This is a genomic window from Pseudoalteromonas peptidolytica (assembly GCF_012641745.1).
GTDB classification, from domain to species: domain Bacteria; phylum Pseudomonadota; class Gammaproteobacteria; order Enterobacterales; family Alteromonadaceae; genus Pseudoalteromonas; species Pseudoalteromonas peptidolytica.
This window is the reverse complement of sequence record NZ_WEHZ01000019.1, coordinates 75420-98377: the sequence shown is the minus strand read 5'-3', so window position 1 is coordinate 98377 and position 22958 is coordinate 75420. Positions and strand designations below refer to the sequence as shown.

Here is a 22958-nt window from a genome sequence, read left to right as displayed (position 1 = left end):
TTCACTATAAAAATAACAATATTACGCAACAAGCTAAACTGCTATTTTGAACCACCAAAGAACTCCTTTGGTGGTTTTTTATTTTTATCTCCATGAATTTGTTAACATTCCCTATTATTACACCAATAATCTTTTGATCTTTTTCGGCTTTTTCAGAAAAAATTGGTTGACCTTTTGTGCGCTTTCCCTTTCCATAGGGGTAGGTAACCCGCTAAAGGAGAGTCACTATGCTTTCGCAGTTAGAACAAGCCCAACAAAAATGGGGAGGTAGCCATAGTGTAATTGATGCATGGTTAGCAGAGCGTCAGGAACTATTGGTTTTATATTATAAAGTCGCAGGATGCTCACCAACACGAGATGGTAAAGCACTGCCAGAGCAGGTTGATATTCAATCATTCTGCCAAATTTTAATGGATTACCTCTCAGCTGGTCACTTTGAGATTTATGACAACATCGTCGAAGCTTGTCAGGAGAAAGGGCCTGAAAGTGCCAAGCTTGCACAGTCGCTGTATCCAAGGATCACAGAAACAACTGACACAGCGCTTGATTTCAACGATAAATACGCAGAGATAAATCAAGAAACTCATGATCTTGCAGAGTTTGATAATGACTTGTCTGTATTAGGTGAGACATTAGAGCTACGCTTCCAATTGGAAGACGAGCTAATTGATAATCTTTATTCTAATCATACTGAATAATTAAAGTGCGGGTATCCTAACAACAAAAAAGGTGAGCCATAGAGTACTCACCTTTTTTGATTGTACGTATTGATCTTTAGAGATTAATACGTACCTCTATTACTCCGCTGCTTTCTCTTCAGCTTCGCCTTCGATATCTAACAATTCAACTTCAAATACCAATGTTGAATTAGCAGGGATCTTACCAAGGTCACGCGTGCCATAGGCAAGCTCTGAAGGAATAGTAAATTTATACTTTGAACCTACAGTCATTAGCTGAAGACCTTCAGTCCAACCAGCAATAACTTGATTTAAACGGAAGCTTGCAGGTTCATTACGTGCATACGAGCTATCAAATTCAGAACCATCTAGCAAAGTACCTTTATAATGTACTTTAACCATGTCTGTTGCAACTGGCTTTGCACCTTCACCTTCACTTAACACTTCATACTGAAGACCAGACTCAGTAACGCTTACGCCTTCTTTCTTCGCGTTTTCAGCTAGGTACTTTTCACCTTCTGCTTTATTCTTTTCAGCGTCAGCTTCAGCTTTTGCAGCTTGCTTTTCACGAACTGAAGAATCAAGTGCAGTAAGTACTTCACGGATCTTTGCTTCGTCTAACTTTGCTTCACCAGCTAATGCGTCTTTAAAACCACGCATTAATAACTCTTGGTCAAGCTCAACGCCTAACTCTTTTTTATCTGCTAGATCTTTTTGTAAAAAGTTACCTACAGAAGCACCTATTCCGTACGCTTGCTGTTGTAATTCAGTGTCCAGCTTTACTTCAACTGGTTTTTGTTCTTCTGCTTGTTTGTTACATGCTACCAGTGCTAATACTGAAGCGGCAACGAGTGACAGTTTAATTGTCTGTTTCATTCTACACTCTCCGACATTTCCTACTACCAAGGCTGATGCTCACACAACAGGGCTTGATATTCGGTGTCATTGTTAATTTTATATTAATAAGAAAAGGTGCTAGCCACATTACCATTCTATAATAAGAATGCCAATATCCATTTGCTTGCCATTATTACGTAACGACATTACGCTTTTAATACGCTAGTATCAAAATAATATCTTGTTTTTGATGCCTTTAGTTTACCTGTTGTAGACTTTGGAGTTAAGGAGGATTTACCCCATTTATGGTCAAACTCGTCAACATCAAGTGGAAAAGTCTCCTTGCTAGCTTAATTATGCTAGGCGTTAGCGCATTAGTGGGCTGTGGCCCCGATATATCAAAGTCTATTTTGACCATTGAACACGCCAGCAGAGGCGCATTTTCAGCGGCACTTTCTGCCGATGGCAACTATAGCCTAGTTTCCTCCATAGAGCATGGGGCCGTACTTTGGGATAATCAAGAGCAAGGCCTTAAATATCAATGGCGTCACTCTAATGCCAGTGATGACCTTATCCACTCACTTGCACTGGCAAATGATAACTCCACTGCCGTTACAGCCAATGATAATACCTTTGCTGTTTGGAGCCTTGAGAACGGCCAAAACCTAGGATATTTCGAGATTGAATCAGGCACCATCAGAGACATCGCAATTAGCAATGCAGGCAAATACGTGCTCTACGCTCGTAGCGATAACGTTGTTGTCCACCTCGACTTAGAAAGCGGTAGGCGTATAGAGTTCCTTGGTCATCAAGAAAATATTAACTCTATTGCCATGTCCCCAAACGGACACTTTGCGTTAACTGGAGGAAATGATTATGCAGCTTATTTTTGGGATACCAGAACAGGGCAAGTCATTCATCGCTTTAATCATCCGAGTCGAGTCACGAAAGTTGCGCTAGACGAACAAGGGCGCTTTGCGTTTACAGCTGACAGCATGAAAAAAGCCAGTATTTGGCAACTAACTTCTGGTGATCTTAAAGCACAATTACAGTATATTGCTCGCCAGAAAATTTTCAGTGCAGTACGCTTCAATCAAGACGCGTCTTTATTAGCAACTGGTTCCCCCAATCGCGAGCTGGCTTTATGGCGAGTAAGCGATGGTGAACGCATACAAACTTGGCGCGTGCAGCCACGAGAAGGAAGTCGTCCGAAGTCAGCGGTCGTGTTTGACGTTGCCTTTCAAGAAAATGACTCTGCACTGTTAACTGAAAGCTCCAGCGGCCTGCTGGAAAAATTTGCGCAGGTAGAAAAGCCATGAATGAAATCGACAATCGAATTACCGAGCTTGAGGCTAAGCTTGCCTTTCAAGAAGATACTATAGAAACATTAAACGAAGAATTGAAGGCGCACCAACAACGCCTTGCAAAAATGCAAAGGCAAATAGAATTGCTGGCTGAAAAAATGAAGGAAGGAAGAGACCCTGGATTGATGCCGCAACACCAAGAGCCGCCGCCACCGCATTACTAATGAAAGCAATGCTGACCGGAGTAATGATTACTCCGGTGTAAACACGCCAATGACTTGCTCAAATTGGCGTGTGGAGGCCTGCACCGCATCCTTTGGTTGTGTCATGATATGACCACACTCAACACACTCCACCTTTTCCACATCATGCTCTTTGTAAAGCATCATGACATCTAGCTTTTGGCATTCCGGACACGATGCCCCCGCAATAAAGCGCTTTTTCACTTTCAACTCTACACCTCTAAGAATACCGAGTTATACCAATTCACTTAATTAAGCTTACAATCTTGAAGCGAGAAAACCTTGTCGATAACATCGTTACCGCATCCAGCTAACGCCCAATTGCCTACTCCATACAAGCTTGACAAAAATTTATTATTTAGATGTTCCAAATAATAAATCTTAGCGCCGTTAGCGTTTCATCTACGCTTTCAAACTGAGCAAGTATCAAGACCAATTGGTACCAATTAGCCGTTATTTTATCCTAATTTTATTTGTGTTGATACGCTTGAAGTCAACGAACCGATCCGTGTTATCATGCACACAGTTTAAACAGACTTTTAGAATTATGATTCAACTCACTGATATCGAGCTACTTCGTGGTAGTAAAACACTACTCAAACAGGCAAATGCGACACTTTACCCCCAACATAAAGCTGGCCTAGTAGGCGCCAATGGGTGTGGTAAATCTTCTCTTTTTGCACTACTAAAAGGCGAGTTGCAACTCGATTCTGGTGATTTTAGCATTCCAAAAGACTGGTCTATTGCATCGGTAAAACAAGAAACTCCGGCACTGTCTATCAGCGCACTTGAATATGTATTGCAAGGGCATCCTGAATACTATGCTCTTAGAACACAACTACAACAAGCTGAACAGGATGGCGATGGTGAAGGCCAAGCAAAGGCTCACCAACAACTAGAAAATATCAAAGGCTATAGTATCGAAGCTAAAGCGGGAGAATTACTTCACGGCCTAGGTTTTAGCAATGCGCAGATTGGATTTGCCGTCAGCGACTTCTCTGGTGGATGGCGAATGCGTTTAAACCTTGCACAAGCCTTGATCCGCGATGCCGATTTATTGCTGTTGGATGAACCTACCAACCACCTAGATTTAGATGCGGTATACTGGCTAGAGCGCTTTTTGCGTGGCTATCAAGGTACGCTGGTACTCATTTCTCATGACCGCGAGTTCTTAGACGCTGTTGTTGGTGAGATTTGGCATATTGATCAACAAAAAATCAACGTATACAAGGGCCACTACTCTCAGTTTGAGCGCCAAAAAGCCGAACGTATGGCACAACATCAAGCGCTTTTTGAGAAGCAGCAAGAAACTATAGCGCACCTAGAAAAGTTTATTACTCGCTTTAAAGCCAAAGCCAGTAAAGCGAAACAAGCACAAAGTCGTGTAAAAGCCCTAGAACGCATGGAAATGCTTGCACCAGCTCATGCCGACTCACCCTTTAATTTTGAATTTGCAGAGCCAACGAGCTTACCGAACCCACTAATGACATTAGAGAAAGCTAAAGCAGGTTACGGTGATATTACCATTTTGCATGACATAAAGCTTAATCTAGTCCCAGGAAGTCGAATCGCCTTACTTGGCCGTAACGGCGCTGGTAAATCGACACTCATTAAGTTACTTGCTGGCGACTTAACCCCACAAGCAGGTGAAGTATTTCAGCACCAAGGACTAAATGTCGGCTATTTTGCTCAGCATCAGCTGGAGTCTCTAGACCTTGAAGCCAGTGCCGTCACTCATATCCAACGGCTAGACCCAAAAGCACCAGAACAAGTCATTCGGGACTTCTTGGGTGGTTTTGCCTTTCACGGTGATAAAGCACTTGAGCCTGTTGCGCCATTTTCAGGTGGTGAAAAAGCTAGGCTGGTACTGGCAATGCTGGTCTACCAAAAACCAAACCTACTGCTACTCGATGAGCCAACCAACCACTTAGATTTAGAAATGCGACATGCGTTAGTGATGGCATTACAGGGTTTTGAAGGGGCAATGGTCACGGTTTCTCACGATCGTCATATGCTAAAAAACACTGCTGACGAATATTATCTCGTTGATAATGGTAGCGTTTCACAGTTTGGTTATGACTTAGAGGCTTATTATCAATGGCTGATGAATGCCAATAAAGAGCAAGCCAAGTCAGCCACCACAGAGGCTGAACCAAAACAGCATTCCAATGCGAATAGAAAAGAGCAAAAACGCCTTGAGGCAGAGTTTAGAAAAGCCACTCAACCTCTTAAAAAGTCGATTGAAAAGCTAGAAAAGCAGCTAGATAAGCTCACCGAACAGGCTGATGAAATTGAAACAGCACTCGCTGACAACAATTTATATACCGATGAAAATAAGGCTAAATTAAGCGAACTATTAGCAAAACAAGCTACCGTGACACCAGAACTCAATGACACCGAAGAAGCGCTACTAATGGCGCTGGAGGAGTTGGAAGAAAAGCAAAATCACTTCGATGCAACAGGAGAAATATGTTAAGTCGGCAAGACTTTTGGCTATTTTCCTGTAAATTTTATAGCCGTCCTGAAATGCAGGCGCGGCTATTGGCTTTACAGGATAATGGAAGCAAAAATATTAACTTGTGCTTGCTACTTTGTTATCTAGATAAATTGGCACTGACAGTCGAGCCTGAAGCTGTCTCAACACTCATTGAGACGTGCAAGCACTTTGACGAAATCATACTCCAACCACAACGCCGCATTCGCAGCCTCCTTAAAGCACAACATCATCACTATGAAGACTATCAGCAACTCAGAGCTGCCATGTTGACTGCGGAGCTGGAACTGGAGAAGCGTCAGCAAGCTTTGTTGCTTGAGGTGCTGCAACACAGCCACCTTTATCCCTTACAACAAGGCAGTAATCTTAGACATTACCTCAGTGACAATGAGTACACAGTATTATTTGCTCCAGTCAATGATTGAAGCTGTGCGCTCGTAACCTATTCAGCGCGCAAAAACTGATCGAGATCAAGCCTTTCACTTAGTTTAGTTTTGCTTGGGGTTGAAACTTGATCTTGATCATATCAAGCCCCTCATACCTCCACTACTATTTACTCACCGACAAATTAGGAGGCACAGCCATGAACGTATTCTTTAGAGACTTTTTTTCCGACCCTGTGTTGTTTCTGTCTTTTGGCTTTTTAGGAATTGTAATTTTGCTGTGCTGTTATTACGTCTATTTCTTCATCAAAAAAGTCATGGATGCTGAAGTACCTAACGAACAATAAAACAGATTTAAAAGTATTACCTAGAGACGATTGCAGAATAAGCAGTACAAAATCGGCTCTGTGTAGTTCCCCAACTATAAGAATTAAGCACGACGCACAAAGCACCTTATCAGTTTACTGGTCGGGTGCTTTTTATTTGCTTAACCCCTGTAGAAATATACGTTAAACTGCTGAAAACTTGTTTTGAAACGTGGATAAAATCCTTAATTTACCACTTATAGTCAAAAGCCAACGTACTTTCTATAAAGAATCAAGCCATGAAAACCATGACAACGAGTGACTTAACTTTCAAGCCTGCTTGGTGGATGCGCAATCGCCATGCCCAAACCATCTTGCCACGCTTTTTTAGGCCTAGATTACATGTACCAGTAAACTATGAAACGCTAGAAACGCCTGATGATGACTTTCTAGAACTAGCATGGGCCAAGCATGGAGATAGAAACGCGCCACTGGTGGTGGTTTTACATGGTCTCGAGGGAAATATAAATAGCTTTTATGCCAAGGGACTACTGAAATCACTCGTAAGCACGGGTTTCGATGCCGTTTTAATGCACTTTCGTAATTGTTCACGGGAAGCAAACCGTCAACCTAGAGCCTATCATAGTGGTGAAACTTCAGATCTTGGTTACTTTATCAGTACATTAAAAGCACGCTTTCCCAAACGCCCACTCTTTGCTGTAGGCTTTTCACTTGGTGGTAACGTGCTGGCAAAATACTTAGGTGAAAGCAAAACACACAGCGGCCTAGAAGCCGGAGTCGCAGTTTCAGCTCCTTATCATCTATCTTCTTCTTGCCAAGTGATCCGAAAGAGCTGCTTTAAGCTCTATCAAAAATATTTACTAGATCGAATGAAAAAATCCTTCTCCCGCAAACTCGATGTCATTCAATCTCAAATAAATATTGACCAAGAGGCGCTACGTAACATTAATGACCTTTGGCAGTTTGACGATAAAATAACCGCCCCATTGCATGGCTTTGCGGGCGCTGAAGATTATTATGCCCAAGCGAGTGCACAACCTTATTTAAGTGACATCACAACGCCAACTCTAATAATCCACGCAGAAGATGATCCCATGCTTTCTGCTCAAGCGGTTCCGACATTCGCACAGGTTAATTCTGCTGTGACACTCGCTGTGAGTCAGCAAGGTGGACACGTAGGGTTTATCTCGGGAAAGAACCCCCTCAAACCCCAATTTTGGTTAGAAAGTGTGATCCCACAATATTTACGTCAATTTAATTGTAAGGCTTAGTAGTATGCTCATTCCATATCAGCAAATTCCAGCTGAAACCTTAGATAATCTCATTGAACACTATGTACTACGTGAAGGTACTGATTATGGGGATATTGAGGTCAGTACCGAAAGCAAAGTTGCACAAGTAAAAGCACAGCTGCAATCAGGCGATGCACTTATCGTTTTCTCTGAGCTACACGAATCGGTAAATATTGTGAGTAAGCAGCAGTTTCAAGCCATGCAGGCCCAGGAAGATTACGAGTATCAAAGCATAGAGTAGGCGCTATAGCGCCAAACTCATCTGCTTTTTAAGCTTAACCGCTTGGCGACGAGAGATTTCAACTTCACCACCATAGGTAAGCTGTGCTTGTAAACCATAATTAATCGTTTCTTCTAACTCTTCAATGGCGTCCAAGCGAATAATATCACTACGACTTGCGCGGAAATACTGGTTAGGATTGAGCCTACTTTCAATTTTAGATAACGAGCTGTGAAGGTAAGCTTTACCCTGAGCGGTGTAAATAGCAGCGTGATTACCAATACTCTCAAAACGTGTAATATCACCAAGCTGAATAATCTTCATTTTATCTGCGATCTTTACCATCAGTTTAAACTCATCCTCAAGAGCAGCAGACTCGCTTTGGTCGGTCAAAGCCTGAAGCTTGTCGAGTGCGGTTTGCAGTCGATTAGCCACCACTGGTTTCAATAAGTAATCAACTGCATTGAGAGAAAAAGCGTCGACAGCAAACTCGTTATACGCAGTACAAAACACAATAGGTATTTCGCCTTGCAGTTGCTGCGCCAACTCAATGCCTGTGCCGCCAGGCATTTCAATATCTAAAAATAAGGCATCTATCGTATGTAGCTCTAGTAATTGTGCCGCGTCCATAATGTTTTCGGCTTCAGCAACGACTTTCACCTGCGGGTGAGCTTTTAGCAAGCGATTCAATTCCACCCTTGCTAACGGCTCATCGTCAACCAGCATCACATTAATTGTTGTTTTTTGATTCATACGGGATCTCCAATGTGGCCTGGAAAAGCCCACCTCCATCATTGACTGTTAACTTTGCACTCTTGTTATACATCAAGGCTAAACGTGCTTGAATGTTCTTTAGCCCCTGCTGGGTGCCGGTTTGAACACGAGTGGCATCATACGGGTTAGTCACTGAGATGTGAATATTTTGCGATTTTCTAACCACCTGAATTGCAATTTCTCCCCCTTTTGGCAGATGTGCAATACCGTGTTTCACCGCATTTTCTAACAAAGTAAACAGCGACATACTGGGGATATGAATATTGTAAAAGCTCTCTAGTCCCTGAGTTGTAACCGATAAGCGCTTACCTAGTCGCACTTGTTCTATACCAAGAAAATCCTCACATACTTTCCACTCTTCTTGTAAAGTGACCAGTGCGCGCATATCTTGCATTAAGTTGTAGCGAAATAGCTCTGAGAGCTGAGTTACCACTTCTGCGGCCTTGTCTTTATCTTGATAAATCAACGCTCGGATCGTATTCAAGGAATTGAAAAGGAAGTGAGGGTTTACCTGATTCATCAAATTGGCTAACTGTTGTTCTTGAAGTTGCTTTGCTAACACTCTCTTTTCCCGCCTTGTAACAATCCCCAAATAGCAACCTGACCAAAGCCAAAAGTAGCCGATGTAAAATATTAGTGTCGCCAAGTCACTGGTTTTTACTTTTTCCCCTCCGAGCGCCTCATCGTTGTCTTGAATTCTTAGACTAGACACTTCTTCCGTACTTTCTATTGTAACAACCTGCTTCACAAGTTTGACGCCGAGCGCAAAATGCAAAGGAGCACATATGAGTGATATCAGCATCAATGTAAGGAGGTTCGCTCTCGCTTTACCTCGATATACTGCCCAGCGTTTCGCAAAATTACGAAGTACAAAGTGACTAATTAATATAAAACTAAGTGCACCTAATATCGTGCGAAGGAATAGTAGAAATAATCTTTCATCACCGAGATCAAACATTAATATTGCAGTAAACATGTTGGTTGAGATCATTGCTAAGAACACAAAAATCTGACACTTCCAATATGTACGCATCGGTGGCCTCCTCTTTTTTATCTTTTATCTGGTTGGAGGCCATCATACTGAAAATTAATAAATAGTACCGCAAAACTTGTCTCAAAGAGGCCAACTTGTTAACCTTTTATGGAATTAAAAACGATAAAGTAAGTTAACAAATACACTCTTCTCATCACCAATTTGCTTATAACCATAACTTGGCTTGATCCCGCCCTCAGAGACCTTTTTCTCAAACGTAATAGAGTATCCAAAGTCACTTGTTAGATCGCTATTTCTGTATTCGATAGCTGGTACAATTGTAAAGTCACCTAAATAATTAAGACGCATACCCAAGGCTGATGTATCATATTGTGTAGTTGAAGCGTGGCCAGAAAGCTCTAAGCTGTCATATAGCACACCAACTTCAGCAAATATTTGCAACGAGTCAGAAAAGGTTAAATTCAAGCCAAATTCCATTTCTTTCTGCTCAACCGTGTTCTGCTCTTTTGAAGCAATGCGGTAATCTACCCGAAAATACGCAGTCGCAGTATCTACATAGCTGGACTTTGTTGGCGTAATATCAATGGCCTTACGGTAATTAAGTCCCACACCAAAGTCAGCCACTGCATTGTCTACATCTATATAGATTGCATCGATACCAAAGCCGCTCGCCATCACATTTGACGCTTCAACATTGATATTTTCCTCAAACGTGTTGGCTTGCACAGTCGCTCCAGCCAACAATAAAGCAAGTGATAACATAGCTTGTGTTTTCTTTTGTAGTGACGCTCTCATTTTTCTTTCCTTTATTTTCATTACTTGTTTTGTCTGGAAAAAATAATAACGAGATCCGCTGCACTCGAGTTGTAGATAATGACGAGCGGTAAAAGAAAGTGATAAACGTAAAATATTGAGGATGAACGTATACTTGTTACAATCAGATTTCTATAACTATAAAGGAAAGGCAATACTATGAAGCTCGGCATTGCACTTGGCGCGTTAGCGCTGGCTGTCTCTTCAGCTTATGCAACTGAATATCAGGCCTCTGAACGCGCAGTTAAGCTCGCTCACGATAACATCCTAATTGATACACACATCGACGTTCCATATCGTATTAAAAATAAGTGGGATGACGTTAGCCAAGCGACCGAAGGCGGTGATTTTGATTATCCTCGTGCGGTAAAAGGTGGTCTAAACGCGCCATTTATGTCTATTTATATTCCTGCTAATTTAGAATTTGAAGGTAAGGGAAAAAGCTATCAGCTCGCCAACCAACTGATTGATGGTATGGAAGCATTAGCACATCGCGCGCCAGACAAATTTGCAATGGCATATAATACCGATGATATATACCAACAGTTTAGCAACGGTATTATGTCTATCGCGATGGGAATGGAAAATGGCTCACCGATTGAAGGTGAGATGAAAAACCTAAAGCATTTTTATGACCGCGGTGTTCGCTACATCACGTTAGCTCACTCTCAGAGTAATCATATTTCTGACTCTTCTTATGATATTCGCCGTAAGTGGAAAGGCTTGAGCCCATTTGGCAAAGAGCTTGTTGTTGAAATGAATAAGATTGGGATGCTTATTGACGTATCACATATTTCCGATGACGCGTTTTATCAGGTAATGGAAATTTCAAAAGTGCCCGTCGTTGCTTCACACTCATCTCTTCGTAAATACACGCCAGGCTTTGAACGCAACATGGATGACGACATGCTTAAAGCCTTGGCCAAAAATGGTGGCGTTATCCAAATAAACTTTGGCTCAAGCTTTGTAACAGCAAAAGCTGGCGCTTGGTATGATAAGCGAGAAAAAGCACAAGAAGCAGCTAAAGGTAAAGACACGACTGACTTTAGAGCTGCGTTTAGAGCTAAAAATCCATTTCCGTTTGCAACCCTTGACCAAGTACTCGACCACATCGACCATGTTGTGAAGTTAATTGGTATCGACCACGTCGGGATCGGTTCTGATTACGATGGTGTGGGAGACTCACTACCAGTTGGTCTGAAAGATGTATCTACCTACCCAAATCTTGTACAAGGCCTTTTGGATAGAGGTTACAGCGATTCTGATATCAAAAAGATTTTAGGCGGTAACACCTTGCGCGTATGGAAACAAGCTGAAGCTTACGCAAGCAAGTTTACGAGATAACCACAGCATTTATAAGGTGTTCTACTTAGCACACCTTATAAACTAACTTTAAACTTTAAATTGAGATAACTCTTCCACTAATTTACAAGTTACTCGCAATACATCATCGGAAATTTGGTGCGTTTCTCCAGATAGTCGTTCGCCATCCAATGTCTTGTCATTTAAGTCCGTTAGATTGCTGCTAATTTCAGTCGATACGCAGTTTTGTTGCTGTGTTGCATGAGCCGTTTGCTCTGATAGTTCCGTTACTTTTACCGCACTTTGCGCTATTAACTCTAATAACTCTGTTGCCTTAGCAAAGCTTTCCACAGCAACATCCACATACTCTTTACCATCTTCAATCGTCTTCTGTGAATCTTCAACACTATGTGAAAATGCTTCTAACATCTTTTGAATGTCATTAGTACTGTCTTGTGTTCGAGTGGCTAGTGACCTCACCTCATCAGCAACAACTGCAAAGCCACGACCTTGCTCGCCAGCCCTCGCCGCTTCAATAGCTGCGTTGAGTGCCAATAAATTAGTTTGCTCGGCAATTCCTCGAATAACATCAAGCACTTGAGTAATATTTTCTGAATTTTTTTGTAACGCCATAGAGCTTGCTAATGCAACCTGCATATTATCTGCAAGCTGCATTATTTTTTGCTTTGAGTCGGTTAGAACCGTTTTACCTTGTGCAGCATAGCGGTGTGAGGATTCAGCTTCTTTGAGAGAGTTTTCAGCTACGTGTGAAACCTCTTCACTAGTATGACTTAGCTGGTGAATGGCACCTAATATAGCGTGCGAAGCATTACCAAGTGAATCAACTAAATCGTGGCTTTGAGTCGCATATTTACTTAGTTTTGATGATAGCTTGGATAATTCACTCCCGTCTGTGACTACAGCGGTCACCATGGCTTGTAAACTTGCAAGAAAATGATTGAAGTTGCGAGACAGCTTTGCAAATTCATCGTTACCTTTGGTCTCTATCCTACCTGTCAAATCACCATCACCAGAAGCTATCTCGGCGATTCTGTCTGAAACAAAATTAATTTGGTTGGCTAACTGCTTTGGGATCCAGTAGGCTATCCAACATGCAATGGAGAGTAATAGGAATGCCCCCACACCCAAGCTCCACTTGAGTTGTGTCACCTCGGAAATAACTTGTGCTCGACTAGTAGCAGACTTTGCATCAGCAAACTCTCCGGCCTCATCAAGTAACCCTCTAACTGCACTGAATAATTTCGCAGACTCTAGCCGCAATGCGTTGTCTTCGGGCGCTTTGATACTCGAAGATGTCACTCGGTACCAGTTTTGAAATTTTGTATCGAACGTCGAAAATGCGTTTAATTCGCTACGGTGAAGCTGCATAAATTGAATATACTTTTGATAGCGCTGTTTTACTTGTTGTGCGTTTTCTTCAAAGTCATCTCGCCTGTCTTCCCCTGCGAGTAACATCAAATATGCCTCTTGAGCTTGGTAGAAGTCACGGTCAGCATTGAGTATGACAGACACAGCACGCAAGTAGTTTTCAGTTTGTACTTCAAGTGCAGATTGCACCTTACTCAATAGCGTTGTTAGACCAAAAAATACAAATAGCAGCAGGATCGCCAGCATCACGGTAGGCAATGAGCTTTTAACTCTAATACTATGTAAATTCATCATCAACAGCCTTACAAAAACAGATAGTTAAAGCCTAGACTATATGGAGATTTATAGACAAATAATTCATTTTCTAGTGGCAAGATAAGAGAAGTATTACTAATACCAAATTAACCTTAGTACTTGCTCAATTTGAAGGAGTAAATCTGATGCTAACTGCGTTAAAGATTTCTTATTTAGAAAAACTAAATAACCTGAGCTTCGGATGATTAAGGTAATTGGTAAAAGACAGGATGATGTTCATGAGTATCGATTTCTCAAAAAATAACCAAGCAAAATTACAGAGGATATCTTGTATTTGATTGAGAGTAAGTTGGAGGTTTTATTGGATATGAACTGCATATGTTTAGAACATAATCTTGAACGATTAGATTCTAAAGTATTGGTTGCGGGAGCCGGATTTGAACCGACGACCTTCGGGTTATGAGCCCGACGAGCTACCAGGCTGCTCCATCCCGCGCCTGAATTTGTACTTATTTTTTAAGTCTTTGTACAAGAGACTAATACAGCCAAGAAATATTGGTTGCGGGAGCCGGATTTGAACCGACGACCTTCGGGTTATGAGCCCGACGAGCTACCAGGCTGCTCCATCCCGCGCCTGTATATTTTTAGAACTTATTATCGTCGGATACCGACGACCTTCGGCTCTTTCAGGTTTAGCGAGTCCGACGAATGATTTATCATTCTGCTCTATCTTGCGCCTGAATTTGTACTTATTTTTAAGTCTTTGTACAAGAGACTAATACAGCCAAAAAATATTGGTTGCGGGAGCCGGATTTGAACCGACGACCTTCGGGTTATGAGCCCGACGAGCTACCAGGCTGCTCCATCCCGCGCCTGTATATTCTTTAAAAGGACTTCCTTTTGAAGAGGCCGCTATAATAATGGATTAAAATTTTATTGCAAGGGATTTAGCGTATAAAAGCTTTTAAGTGCGCAAAATTCCTACAAACATGGCGCCGACACCTAACTAGTCTACGATCCTATTATGCGGACTGATCAATTTTTGCCATTGCCAATCAGGATGCCCCATCACGATAAAATCTGGGTTTTCTGTCGTTTCTCGCTGGTTATATGTAAGCGGATTGAACTCAGAGTCAGTAATGCACCCTCCCGCTTCTTCAATAATCACCTGTGATGCACCCGTGTCCCATTCACCAGTAGGCCCGACACGCAAAAAGCAATCAGCCTTACCTTCTGCAATAATGCAGGCTTTTAACGAACACGAACCCAGCGCGACCGTATCAAACTGGCTATTTAAATACTGGCTTACGGCTTCGAGCTTTTGCCTACGACTAACCGCGAGAGTAAGGGTTTCTCTAGGTGAAACGAAAATACGCTCGCTATCACCACCATCTTTACGCTTAAAAGCTCCATTGTCTTTGCTAGCATAATAGGTCACTCCTTGTGACGGCCAATAAATAACACCTAACACGGGATGGTTATCCTCAATCAAAGCGATATTGACCGCAAAGTCTCCACTTTCAAGAATAAATTCCCCAGTTCCATCCATGGGGTCGAGTAACCAATATCGCTGCCAGTGTTGACGTTCGTGTAGAGGAGGAATGGGGGTTTCTTCTGACATGACTGGAATATCAGGCGCAATTTTAGCAAGCCCCGCCATGAGCACTTCATTGGAAGCAAGGTCTGCGGCGGTAACCGGAGTGTGATCCGACTTCTCTTTTTTACCAATATCATCTGCCTGATAAATTGACATAATAGCTTCACCAGCACGTTGTGCTAGCGTAATACAAGGCTCTAAAAACGACTGCAATTTACGCCTCCAAGTTCAAGTGTGCTTTCAGTAACAATAGTGCAGCAACACTTCTTGCTTCAGTAAAGTCCTCTTGATGTAGCAACTCCCCCAACTTGTCCAATGGCCACTTCACAACTACCAAAGGCTCAGGTTCATCACCTTCCAACTGTTCTGGATATAGCTCACTGGCGACCAGGATGTGCATCTTAGCATTGAAGTAGCTTGGAGCTAGAGAAACGACTTTGAGATCAGAAAAAGCATTTGCGCCAAAGCCAACCTCTTCTTTTAGTTCCCGGTTTCCAGCCTCAATGGGAGTTTCACCAGGGTCAATCAAACCTTTGGGAAAACCTAACTGATAGTCGTGTGTTCCTGCACAATACTCTCTTACTAATAATAGCTCATTCTCAGCTGTTATTGGCACTATCATTACCGCACCTCGGCCACCACCACGAACTCTTTCATATTCGCGCTGCTCACCATTAGAAAATGATAAAGAAAGGGCTTCTACTGTAAATAGTTTACTTTTTGCAACGACATCGCATGCTAAAATTTCAGGTGGTGTTGGGTGCTTTTTGTGTGACATAAATTATTATTTGCTATCATGACCAATAATCTAATCATAAAGCCTTTGAAGTTAAATGCCTATGCTAAATTGGTCAAATATCGATACCGTGTTGTTAGATATGGATGGCACATTGCTGGACCTCCATTTTGATAATCATTTTTTTCTCGACGTTGTGCCTAAAGCACATGCCAAACGTCAAGGACTCACGTTAGAGGCTGCCAGAGCTGATATTCTTGCACGCTATGAAGCCGTGATGGGTCAAATTGAGTGGTATTGTCTAGATTATTGGCAAGAGCAGCTCCAACTCCCCATCATGGAACTCAAACGTGAAGTGCAACATTTAATATCCGTTCGTGATGATGTACCTGAATTCTTAGACGCACTAAGAAAAAGTGGCAAACAGCTTATTTTGTTAACCAACGCACACCCAAATAGTTTAAGTCTCAAGATTGAACGCACTCAGTTTGATCAATACCTAGACAAGTTAGTGTCCACCCATGAGTACGGTGTAAGTAAAGAAAGTCAGGAGTTATGGCATCAAGTAGAGCAAGACTTGGGCTTTGATAAGTCTCGAACTTTATTTGTCGACGATAGCATTAGCGTGCTAAATGCCGCTAAAAAGTTTGGCATTGGCCACTTACTCGCGGTGGCCAATCCAGATAGTCAGCAACCAGATCGAGAGATCAAAGAATACCTCTCAGTCTCTGACTATCGCACTTTGCTACCTATCTATTAAGCAGGGTAACGGGCTTTTAAGCCATCATACACTTGTGTTTTAAAGTCTGGATGTGCGGTGTCTAGGCTTTTTACTACTTCAACTAAGTGCTCGTTATCTTCTTTGCCATTCCATACTTTAATATATGAACCATCTTTATAACCATGGTCTTGGCGGAAGAAGTTAAGGGTGTTTTTGCCGACATATCCGCGGTATAGGTCATCAATAGACATCCCAATTTGCTGCATACAACCGGCAAACGCGTGCGCATCAAACTCACGCTTTGTTACTGCGGCACTTGCTAGTAGCTCAAGTGTCTCCTTGAAGTCTCCCGCCTTAATTGGCTTTGCCAGCTCTTGCTCTAGCTGCGATGCAAGTTGCTCAAATGCAGTTTCACCATCAATACGCAAAGACAAGCCAAAGTGAAAAATATCAACCAACTCTAAAATTACTTGTTCTGTATCTGGCGTTTGTTTCTTCCACCATTTCCAGCCGTAATGATCTAGCATTTCTGCACACTCAACCCAAATTGCACGGTACCATTCAAACCCTTGTTCAAACCACTGTTGGTGTACTTTGGTATTCATGGCATGTTGCATTTCTAGCATTACCACAAGCTTAGTGATGTTAGCTGACATTGTGCTCTCTCTTCATGGAAATCAATTACGGACGATATCATACCGTAGTGAAAGATTTTCGCCATAACTTAGGTCTTCTGAGTCGAATTCAATTGCAAACCTCAGGAACTTTTATGCGTCAACTTATTTTCTTTTTCACCTTGGCTTTTTCAGCTTTTCTTAGCGCTGCTGAGGTCACCAATATTGCAGCAGCCCCTGAAAAAGTCAGTCCACTTCTGCCTGGCATCAATGCTCCAGCACTGCACCTTAAAGATAAATCTGGCAACACGATAGATTTATCAGCACGTTACAGGGAAAAAATCAGTGTACTTGTGGTCTATCGTGGCGGCTGGTGCCCATATTGCTCAAGACAGCTTGCAGGGATCCAGAAAATTGAGTCGCAGTTGATCAAGATGGGCGCCCAAATCATTGCCATTTCCCCGGACTCACCTGAGGCGCTAGCAAAAAGCACCGTAGCGTCACCCCATTACCAACTGTTGTCTGATAATGAGATGCAGATGAGCCAAGCACTTGGGCTTGCTTATTTTTTAGATGACAATACTGCACTTGCATACCGTAATAAGCTTGGCGTAAATTTTGTCGATTTAGACGGCAAAGACAAAGTTGCTTTACCAGTACCAGCGGTATTTGTAATTGATAAAAAAGGCTTAATTCAGTTCCAATATGCAAACCCTAATTACAAAGTACGATTGGACGAAAGCGTATTACTGGCCGCAGTAAAAGCCGCAAGCCAGCTCTAAACCTCTCAACCTCTCAACCTCTCAACCTCTCAACCTCAGGTAACTATAAAAAATGGAGTCTAGGACTCCATTTTTTAGCGATTCTCTAAACGGTTGTAATCAAATAACCCATATTCAACACCACGTGTTTGCTCGGCAATTTTGTGGATTAAGTCGCTATAGCGCCAAAATTCGGGGTGAGTTCTACGAATACCATATTGCGCTCGTAGCGCAAGGTAGTCAGGTTCACTCGTCATTTGACTAAATAATGATACAAAGTCCTCTTTCGCTGCTTTGTTTTCTAAGTACCAAATTGCTTCAGGGTAATCGCCAATAAAACCTGGGACTATTGTCGCCGTGTCTTCAGCATATGCTCTTTGGCCCTCTTCATTGAGTAAGCTTGAAATATTGAAGTGCGCATTGTGGTGTAATAATGAGAACGCTTGATGTGAACCGTCACTTTGCTTAGTAATGATAAACGAAACCTGAGGTAACAGATTAATTGCTTCCACGGGCATACTGTTTAGTGCTTGTAGAGGTTTTCCGACAACACGGTAGTCGTAATCCTTATTAAGAACAGGTTCGAGCACCGTATGCAATTGCTGATATAGTTCTTGCTTGGGGTCGTCAGTTTTGTATTTTATGCCCGTTGGCGCACCTATCAGAGACTTGCGGTTAATAAACTCGCTTAAACTCAAATGTGATTTGCGATACCAGTGACGCTTAATTTCTTGACGGTGGCTAAGCGGCAACAAGTTTAAAAAGTTTTGTTCCCCCTCTAGCCTTAAGAAGTCCATATATAAGCGAGTTATCAGCTGATGGCCAATGTTGCCATACACATCAAAACCCGCCACCAGCAAATAGTGAATGCGCTCAAACAGAGCATAATCGAGTACCCAAGTAGTTTTAGGTGGTTGACCGATAAATCCTTTCACAACTGTCGCACTGTCAAAATGACGGAAGATGGTTAGCGCAGCATTAGGGTTTTCTCCTTCACCGCGCCAGATTAAGTCCATATTGAGGCGCTGGCCATCAGCAAACATCGTTTCCGCAAGTGCTGTTTTGGCACGTAAATAGTCTTGTTGCTTACTTGCATATTTTGCCCAACTAGAAAGTGGCAGCGCATTACTTTGCTCCGCCGCAGGCAAGACCAAATCCTCGTCGTGTTTTAACAGCAGTTGATTAACGGCTTCATTGCTGTTTTTTTCAGGGTCAACAAATGCCACCCAAAAGTGATCATTAATAACATTCAGTGCGATTTGACCACGGCAAACAGGCCCTTTGATAAACCCTTTAACAATAAGCTCAGCTTCATCTAGCATGAACTGATAACGGGATTTAACTGGAATGTCTTTGAATACTTTGAATGGGTTTGCTGCAAGCTCGGGTTCATAGCCAGGCAGTGTTTGTACTTGATAATCAGCAGCATAAAACTGCTGGTGTAAACGAGCTAGCTTAGCGTCATCGAGCGCTAATGACATGTGTGTTTTTGACAAAATGGTGCTGCGGACTTGCATCAAACGATAATAGACTCTATCTATTTTTGGATCATCAAACGGTCTCACTGCCTTCACTAACGCAATCGGTTGCCCAGGGGGAGTGCTGGAGCGCACCAATTGAAAAAATGAACCATCATCACTTTTTGGAAAATAGATGTGGGCAAGATACCAATGCTCAAAAATATAGCGTGCTGCTAAGCGATGCTTATTGGTATCTTGATTTAAAAATTGCTCCCATTTTGCCACTTCTTTTTGATCAACATCGCTTGGTTCGGCTATTTGCTGCATTTTGCTGCCATTTTTTAGCCACTGTTCAAGTGTTTTAAACTCATCATGGCTCAGAGCGGGTAGCCCGTAAGGCATACCGGCATGTGGCTGTTGCTTCGCCAGTGCAGAGAACTCATCCATGGTTGGACAGGATTGCTCCCTATCAAGAGAAAAGTCAAACTCTTTACCCAATATACCTTGCTTCGGGAAGGGGTGAGACATTTTGAGCAGCAAACTGTTGTAGAGCACACTACCTGCAAGGTTGCTATAGTCAGACTGTTGGCGCTCATTCAGTACTGCTGTGAAGCCTCGTTCACGCCATTGTGTTGTAGTTTGTGCATCAAATAACAAGCGTGTTGGCGTTCGTGCTAGCAGCCGTGTGCCATCGTATACAAGCTCCTTCGAAAGCCCTCTATCGATCCCTTCGGGGGAGGATAGCTTAAGCTGGCAAGGCGCATCATAACAACCATGACACACCACACAGCGGGACTCTAAAATAGGCTTCACCGTGTGCAAATAACGTGTACCGCTTTGATGGTGCTGCTCAATCCGTGCTTGCGGCTGCTCAGGGCCAAACATGTCGTCGTACTTGGAAACGCCGAGCGCCACACAACCCGATAACACAGTGAGCATCACCGCACAAAACAATACACGTTTAGACATTTACTCGTCCTCGTCATCTAAGCCTAGGTCAAATGTAGGTAACATTTCCATCGGAGGAGAAACAAATAATGCCTCACCTTCGGTGCTCAATACAGCGCTAAGTACGGGACCTCGGTTAAGCAACAGTTGCAGTTGATGGCCTGCTTCTAGCAACGCAGTGACATTCGCACTGATATTAAGAAGCTCATAGTCATCAATATGCAAGCTGATATTTTCATCTTCTTTAGGATTCTGACATAAGTGAGCAAGTAAGTTCTCACTCAAGATCACAGACACTTCGGCGTCTGGAACATTAACGTCACGATTTTCAATATTGTCATCTAACAAAAAAAGCGGTAGTGACAAGGGGGTATCTTGTTGTAATTCCATCAAAGGTTACCATCTGAGTATTTACTTTATATTAGCACAGCTAGATGGCTGATAGCTGAAAAAGAGCGCAACAAAGCGCCCCATTTACCAAGGTAAGGTTTCACCGTTAGAGTGCCAAAAGCCTCCACTATTTTCGATGTTCAAGTGTTCAATTCTTTTAATTAAACGCTCAGCGGCGACATCAGGGGTAATATCTCCAGCAAACCCAACCATTTGCGTTTGCACAAACCCCGGATGGAACAGTCCAACCGAAATTACCTGATTTTTTAGTTCATGAGCCATGCTCACGCTCGCAGCATTGAGTGCCGCTTTTGACATACGATAACCAATATATCCACCAGAACCATTATCAGCAATGGAACCCATTCGGCTGGTTATCATCGCAACTTTACTGCCTGCACTGAAGTTCTTTAAGAGCGCATGAGTAACCCGAATTGGCCCCATCACATTGACATGAAACTGTTGCTCAAGAGTTTTAAAATCCATATCTGCGAGCGTTTCATTGTGGAACACCCCAGCGTTGTTCACCAGCACATCTACTTGTTTTGTGCCCAGTGCCGCCAGCAGCTTTTTAACGCCATTTTCTGTAGCAACATCAATATTTTCTATTATGTTGATACCTAATGCTTCTAGCTCTTCTGAAGTGTTACGAACAACAGCCGTTACCTCACAGCCTAAAGCTTGATATTGCTTACAAAACTCTAATCCAATCCCACGATTTGCACCTGTCACCAAAACATGCAATGCCATATCCTTCTCCTCATTTTATTGCTCAAAGTATTACTATTGGTGTGAGTGTACCAAACTCACGATCAATCGAGCCTGAATTTATAAGTCACGAAAAATCGATACAATAGTCATACTAGGGTGAAAAGTCAGATTTTATGCGCAAATATCATCCGTTGCAGACTCAAGCATAGAAAAAACCGCCCCTTGTGGATCTGTAATGACACAAAACCGCCCAACTTCAGGCACATCTGTTGGTGGCACACATATTTCACCACCTAGCTTTTGCGCGTGCGCTGCTTTACTGTCACAATCTAATACAGCAAGGTATACCATCCAATGTGGCGGAATATCCTCCCCCCACTCTGCAGTCATTTCTATCATCCCTGCAACCGGGTGGTCATCGACTTTAAATAGCGTATATTCCATCTCCCCCATATCTTTGGTTTCAACTTGCCAATCAAATAACGAAGTATAAAAATCGCGACTTTTCTGACTATTTTTACTCACTAGTTCAAACCAATAAGGGGTATTAGCTTCTAGCTGACGTTGTGTGCCGATATGCCCACCTTCTTGCCATAATGCAAAAATGGCACCCCCAGGCTCTTGCAACATTACCATGCGCCCAGCACCTGCTACATCATGGGGCCCTGCCAACACTTTTGCACCTAATTCCACAGCACGAGCCACACTGTTATCGACATGGGTTACTGCAACATAAGCAAGCCAATGACTCACTGCGCCGTTTTTCTGCTGCTCAGCTGTCATCTGATACATCGCAGCTATATCATCGGCGCCTTTTTGCAGCATAGTGTAATAACAATCTTCACCTATCGGCTGATCTAGAATCTGCCAATCGAATAACTGACTATAAAAGGGTTTTGCTGATTTCCAGTCACTTGAGCACAACTCAATCCAACAAAAGTAACCGGGTCTAAATTCGCTGACAACTGACATCACCATTTCTCCAATGAAACCTAGTCAAGTGAATATAGCAGTGTTCTGGTAATAATGAAGTGCTGCTAAGTCAGATAACCAAGGGTTATTCCTTTAATTGACCGTACTTGGGCGAACGAGGGCCATACAGCAAACCATTTGTTGACCCTGCAGATAGCAAGCGCTGAGATGCCTCTTGTGATACTTCGAAGCCCATATCGAAGGTACTTTCAATCACTTGATTCAGCACTGCACCAATTAAAGCGCCTGCTAGACTGTTATCATTATCATCGCGATCTTCACTACTAGCAGCTTGAGCGTGTCCCTGCCAGATCACTTGACCAGTTTGTAGATCGACTAACTTTGCAGATAATGCAACCTTAGTGTCGCTATCGATCACAATATAAGAAGTTCCATAATCTTGAACTTCAATATACAAAGCAGCATCTGCGGCGAATATCTCGTGTAGCTTGCTAGGCGCTACATTATGAACGTCGTGTGCAATTGCAAGGCCATTACTTTTAAATGTCTCTTGCACTAACGATACTGGAAACACATAGTACCCCGAATCAGCCAGAGGCTGTATTACGGTTGCCATCACACTGTAAGGTGCAATAACTTCATTTGAGTTATTGATTGGCGGTAATACCAAGATGGATTTAGGATCACTTTGAATAAAAGCGCTATAGTCTTGACTTGGTGACGTTTTACAGCCATTTAGCAAAGTCAACGTAACGAATACCAACGCGCACCTGAACCATTTCATA

General features: G+C 42.6%; 25 protein-coding genes and 3 tRNA genes. 11 read left to right on the top strand and 17 right to left on the bottom strand.

Features of this window, described 5'->3' with window-relative positions; translation table 11 throughout:
- Positions 1 to 227 precede the first annotated feature (227 nt).
- Entirely contained in the window at positions 228 to 698 is a 471-nt protein-coding gene (rsd, locus tag F9Y84_RS13550) for a sigma D regulator (RefSeq protein WP_147390645.1), read from the top strand.
- A gap of 99 nt (positions 699 to 797) precedes the next feature.
- Here rsd and fkpA read toward each other — a convergent pair whose 3' ends face one another.
- A complete protein-coding gene (fkpA, locus tag F9Y84_RS13545; protein ID WP_125254217.1) occupies positions 798 to 1553 on the bottom strand; it encodes an FKBP-type peptidyl-prolyl cis-trans isomerase in 756 nt (251 codons plus the stop codon).
- 266 nt (positions 1554 to 1819) lie between these two features.
- On the opposite strand from fkpA, the gene F9Y84_RS13540 reads away from it, so the two are divergent.
- Together F9Y84_RS13540 and F9Y84_RS13535 are read left to right on the top strand one after the other, a co-directional pair.
- Positions 1820 to 2833: a WD40 repeat domain-containing protein gene (locus F9Y84_RS13540; protein WP_147390646.1), complete on the top strand. Its 1014-nt coding sequence runs from the start codon at positions 1820 to 1822 to the stop codon at positions 2831 to 2833.
- On the top strand, positions 2830 to 3042 hold the full coding sequence (locus F9Y84_RS13535; RefSeq protein ID WP_125254219.1) for a SlyX family protein: 213 nt from the start codon (positions 2830 to 2832) through the stop codon (positions 3040 to 3042). The genes F9Y84_RS13540 and F9Y84_RS13535 overlap by 4 nt, the downstream gene beginning before the upstream one ends.
- 27 nt (positions 3043 to 3069) lie before the next feature.
- On the opposite strand, the gene F9Y84_RS13530 is transcribed toward F9Y84_RS13535, so the two are convergent.
- A complete protein-coding gene (locus F9Y84_RS13530; RefSeq protein ID WP_147390647.1) occupies positions 3070 to 3270 on the bottom strand; it encodes a YheV family putative zinc ribbon protein in 201 nt (66 codons plus the stop codon).
- A gap of 337 nt (positions 3271 to 3607) precedes the next feature.
- Here F9Y84_RS13530 and F9Y84_RS13525 point away from each other — a divergent pair, with 337 nt between their 5' ends.
- The 5 genes from F9Y84_RS13525 to F9Y84_RS13505 all read left to right on the top strand — a co-directional run bounded on the left by F9Y84_RS13525 (position 3608) and on the right by F9Y84_RS13505 (position 7796).
- Positions 3608 to 5536 (top strand): ATP-binding cassette domain-containing protein, encoded by a 1929-nt coding sequence (locus F9Y84_RS13525; protein WP_147390648.1) that lies wholly within the window; start codon positions 3608 to 3610, stop codon positions 5534 to 5536.
- Positions 5530 to 5979: a TIGR02444 family protein gene (locus F9Y84_RS13520; protein ID WP_147390649.1), complete on the top strand. Its 450-nt coding sequence runs from the start codon at positions 5530 to 5532 to the stop codon at positions 5977 to 5979. The genes F9Y84_RS13525 and F9Y84_RS13520 overlap by 7 nt, the downstream gene beginning before the upstream one ends.
- Before the next feature lie 158 nt (positions 5980 to 6137).
- The gene (locus tag F9Y84_RS13515) at positions 6138 to 6284 is read left to right on the top strand and encodes a hypothetical protein (protein WP_010374526.1); all 147 of its coding nucleotides are present in this window, start codon (positions 6138 to 6140) and stop codon (positions 6282 to 6284) included.
- A 257-nt stretch (positions 6285 to 6541) separates the two neighbouring features.
- Entirely contained in the window at positions 6542 to 7534 is a 993-nt protein-coding gene (locus F9Y84_RS13510) for a hydrolase (RefSeq protein WP_147390650.1), read from the top strand.
- A 4-nt stretch (positions 7535 to 7538) separates the two neighbouring features.
- Entirely contained in the window at positions 7539 to 7796 is a 258-nt protein-coding gene (locus F9Y84_RS13505; RefSeq protein ID WP_125254224.1) for a YheU family protein, read from the top strand.
- A gap of 3 nt (positions 7797 to 7799) precedes the next feature.
- Here F9Y84_RS13505 and F9Y84_RS13500 read toward each other — a convergent pair whose 3' ends face one another.
- From F9Y84_RS13500 to F9Y84_RS13490, 3 genes are all read right to left on the bottom strand, one after another.
- Entirely contained in the window at positions 7800 to 8528 is a 729-nt protein-coding gene (locus F9Y84_RS13500; RefSeq protein ID WP_125254225.1) for a LytR/AlgR family response regulator transcription factor, read from the bottom strand.
- Complete coding sequence (locus tag F9Y84_RS13495) at positions 8506 to 9582, bottom strand: sensor histidine kinase (RefSeq protein WP_147390651.1); 1077 nt, start codon at positions 9580 to 9582, stop codon at positions 8506 to 8508. Before F9Y84_RS13495 ends, F9Y84_RS13500 begins: the two co-directional genes overlap by 23 nt.
- A gap of 114 nt (positions 9583 to 9696) precedes the next feature.
- Positions 9697 to 10338: a hypothetical protein gene (locus F9Y84_RS13490; protein WP_147390652.1), complete on the bottom strand. Its 642-nt coding sequence runs from the start codon at positions 10336 to 10338 to the stop codon at positions 9697 to 9699.
- 177 nt (positions 10339 to 10515) lie between these two features.
- Between F9Y84_RS13490 and F9Y84_RS13485 the strand changes: the two genes are divergently transcribed.
- The gene (locus F9Y84_RS13485; RefSeq protein WP_147390653.1) at positions 10516 to 11700 is read left to right on the top strand and encodes a dipeptidase; all 1185 of its coding nucleotides are present in this window, start codon (positions 10516 to 10518) and stop codon (positions 11698 to 11700) included.
- A 48-nt stretch (positions 11701 to 11748) separates the two neighbouring features.
- Here the strand turns inward: F9Y84_RS13485 and F9Y84_RS13480 are convergent, their stop codons facing one another.
- The 6 genes from F9Y84_RS13480 to nudE form a co-directional block, all read right to left on the bottom strand.
- Positions 11749 to 13341, bottom strand: a complete 1593-nt coding sequence (locus F9Y84_RS13480; RefSeq protein WP_225740791.1) for a methyl-accepting chemotaxis protein — start codon at positions 13339 to 13341, stop codon at positions 11749 to 11751.
- Positions 13342 to 13721: 380 nt separating this feature from the next.
- Positions 13722 to 13798: transfer RNA gene (locus tag F9Y84_RS13475), tRNA-Met, on the bottom strand.
- Positions 13799 to 13858: 60 nt separating this feature from the next.
- A tRNA-Met gene (locus tag F9Y84_RS13470) sits at positions 13859 to 13935 on the bottom strand.
- 162 nt (positions 13936 to 14097) lie between these two features.
- A tRNA-Met gene (locus F9Y84_RS13465) sits at positions 14098 to 14174 on the bottom strand.
- Between the two features lie 134 nt (positions 14175 to 14308).
- Positions 14309 to 15112, bottom strand: a complete 804-nt coding sequence (gene cysQ / locus F9Y84_RS13460) for a 3'(2'),5'-bisphosphate nucleotidase CysQ (protein ID WP_125251378.1) — start codon at positions 15110 to 15112, stop codon at positions 14309 to 14311.
- Between the two features lies 1 nt (position 15113).
- A complete protein-coding gene (gene nudE, locus F9Y84_RS13455) occupies positions 15114 to 15677 on the bottom strand; it encodes an ADP compounds hydrolase NudE (RefSeq protein WP_125251377.1) in 564 nt (187 codons plus the stop codon).
- Positions 15678 to 15738: 61 nt separating this feature from the next.
- On the opposite strand from nudE, the gene yrfG reads away from it, so the two are divergent.
- Positions 15739 to 16395, top strand: a complete 657-nt coding sequence (yrfG, locus tag F9Y84_RS13450; protein ID WP_128730827.1) for a GMP/IMP nucleotidase — start codon at positions 15739 to 15741, stop codon at positions 16393 to 16395.
- On the opposite strand, the gene F9Y84_RS13445 is transcribed toward yrfG, so the two are convergent.
- A complete protein-coding gene (locus tag F9Y84_RS13445; protein ID WP_125251375.1) occupies positions 16392 to 17012 on the bottom strand; it encodes a dUTP diphosphatase in 621 nt (206 codons plus the stop codon). The genes yrfG and F9Y84_RS13445 overlap by 4 nt on opposite strands.
- A 113-nt stretch (positions 17013 to 17125) precedes the next feature.
- On the opposite strand from F9Y84_RS13445, the gene F9Y84_RS13440 reads away from it, so the two are divergent.
- Entirely contained in the window at positions 17126 to 17752 is a 627-nt protein-coding gene (locus F9Y84_RS13440; RefSeq protein WP_147390100.1) for a peroxiredoxin-like family protein, read from the top strand.
- 74 nt (positions 17753 to 17826) lie between these two features.
- Here F9Y84_RS13440 and F9Y84_RS13435 read toward each other — a convergent pair whose 3' ends face one another.
- From F9Y84_RS13435 to F9Y84_RS13415, 5 genes are all read right to left on the bottom strand, one after another.
- Positions 17827 to 20160 carry a fatty acid cis/trans isomerase gene (locus F9Y84_RS13435; RefSeq protein ID WP_147390099.1) on the bottom strand — a complete coding sequence of 778 codons (2334 nt, stop codon included), beginning with the start codon at positions 20158 to 20160 and terminating at the stop codon, positions 17827 to 17829.
- Positions 20161 to 20529, bottom strand: coding sequence for a hypothetical protein (locus F9Y84_RS13430; RefSeq protein ID WP_125251372.1), 369 nt, complete (start codon positions 20527 to 20529; stop codon positions 20161 to 20163).
- Between the two features lie 84 nt (positions 20530 to 20613).
- Entirely contained in the window at positions 20614 to 21279 is a 666-nt protein-coding gene (locus tag F9Y84_RS13425; protein ID WP_147390098.1) for an SDR family oxidoreductase, read from the bottom strand.
- A gap of 132 nt (positions 21280 to 21411) precedes the next feature.
- On the bottom strand, positions 21412 to 22212 hold the full coding sequence (locus F9Y84_RS13420; RefSeq protein WP_125251370.1) for a VOC family protein: 801 nt from the start codon (positions 22210 to 22212) through the stop codon (positions 21412 to 21414).
- An 85-nt stretch (positions 22213 to 22297) separates the two neighbouring features.
- Positions 22298 to 22957 (bottom strand): DUF799 domain-containing protein, encoded by a 660-nt coding sequence (locus F9Y84_RS13415; protein ID WP_147390097.1) that lies wholly within the window; start codon positions 22955 to 22957, stop codon positions 22298 to 22300.
- Position 22958 lies beyond the last annotated feature (1 nt).

What these genes read in the sequence shown, in the direction of transcription:
- F9Y84_RS13435 (WP_147390099.1), bottom strand. Translation starts at nt 20,160, where the DNA reads ATGTCTAAACGTGTATTGTTTTGTGCGGTGATGCTCACTGTGTTATCG.
- F9Y84_RS13500 (WP_125254225.1), bottom strand. Translation starts at nt 8,528, where the DNA reads ATGAATCAAAAAACAACAATTAATGTGATGCTGGTTGACGATGAGCCG.
- F9Y84_RS13495 (WP_147390651.1), bottom strand. Translation starts at nt 9,582, where the DNA reads ATGCGTACATATTGGAAGTGTCAGATTTTTGTGTTCTTAGCAATGATC.
- F9Y84_RS13440 (WP_147390100.1), top strand. Translation starts at nt 17,126, where the DNA reads ATGCGTCAACTTATTTTCTTTTTCACCTTGGCTTTTTCAGCTTTTCTT.
- F9Y84_RS13540 (WP_147390646.1), top strand. Translation starts at nt 1,820, where the DNA reads ATGGTCAAACTCGTCAACATCAAGTGGAAAAGTCTCCTTGCTAGCTTA.
- yrfG (WP_128730827.1), top strand. Translation starts at nt 15,739, where the DNA reads ATGCTAAATTGGTCAAATATCGATACCGTGTTGTTAGATATGGATGGC.
- rsd (WP_147390645.1), top strand. Translation starts at nt 228, where the DNA reads ATGCTTTCGCAGTTAGAACAAGCCCAACAAAAATGGGGAGGTAGCCAT.
- F9Y84_RS13535 (WP_125254219.1), top strand. Translation starts at nt 2,830, where the DNA reads ATGAATGAAATCGACAATCGAATTACCGAGCTTGAGGCTAAGCTTGCC.
- F9Y84_RS13415 (WP_147390097.1), bottom strand. Translation starts at nt 22,957, where the DNA reads ATGAAATGGTTCAGGTGCGCGTTGGTATTCGTTACGTTGACTTTGCTA.
- F9Y84_RS13515 (WP_010374526.1), top strand. Translation starts at nt 6,138, where the DNA reads ATGAACGTATTCTTTAGAGACTTTTTTTCCGACCCTGTGTTGTTTCTG.
- F9Y84_RS13525 (WP_147390648.1), top strand. Translation starts at nt 3,608, where the DNA reads ATGATTCAACTCACTGATATCGAGCTACTTCGTGGTAGTAAAACACTA.
- F9Y84_RS13510 (WP_147390650.1), top strand. Translation starts at nt 6,542, where the DNA reads ATGAAAACCATGACAACGAGTGACTTAACTTTCAAGCCTGCTTGGTGG.
- F9Y84_RS13425 (WP_147390098.1), bottom strand. Translation starts at nt 21,279, where the DNA reads ATGGCATTGCATGTTTTGGTGACAGGTGCAAATCGTGGGATTGGATTA.
- F9Y84_RS13520 (WP_147390649.1), top strand. Translation starts at nt 5,530, where the DNA reads ATGTTAAGTCGGCAAGACTTTTGGCTATTTTCCTGTAAATTTTATAGC.
- F9Y84_RS13480 (WP_225740791.1), bottom strand. Translation starts at nt 13,341, where the DNA reads ATGATGAATTTACATAGTATTAGAGTTAAAAGCTCATTGCCTACCGTG.
- F9Y84_RS13420 (WP_125251370.1), bottom strand. Translation starts at nt 22,212, where the DNA reads ATGTCAGTTGTCAGCGAATTTAGACCCGGTTACTTTTGTTGGATTGAG.
- F9Y84_RS13485 (WP_147390653.1), top strand. Translation starts at nt 10,516, where the DNA reads ATGAAGCTCGGCATTGCACTTGGCGCGTTAGCGCTGGCTGTCTCTTCA.
- nudE (WP_125251377.1), bottom strand. Translation starts at nt 15,677, where the DNA reads ATGTCACACAAAAAGCACCCAACACCACCTGAAATTTTAGCATGCGAT.
- F9Y84_RS13505 (WP_125254224.1), top strand. Translation starts at nt 7,539, where the DNA reads ATGCTCATTCCATATCAGCAAATTCCAGCTGAAACCTTAGATAATCTC.
- F9Y84_RS13445 (WP_125251375.1), bottom strand. Translation starts at nt 17,012, where the DNA reads ATGTCAGCTAACATCACTAAGCTTGTGGTAATGCTAGAAATGCAACAT.
- F9Y84_RS13490 (WP_147390652.1), bottom strand. Translation starts at nt 10,338, where the DNA reads ATGAGAGCGTCACTACAAAAGAAAACACAAGCTATGTTATCACTTGCT.
- fkpA (WP_125254217.1), bottom strand. Translation starts at nt 1,553, where the DNA reads ATGAAACAGACAATTAAACTGTCACTCGTTGCCGCTTCAGTATTAGCA.
- F9Y84_RS13430 (WP_125251372.1), bottom strand. Translation starts at nt 20,529, where the DNA reads ATGGAATTACAACAAGATACCCCCTTGTCACTACCGCTTTTTTTGTTA.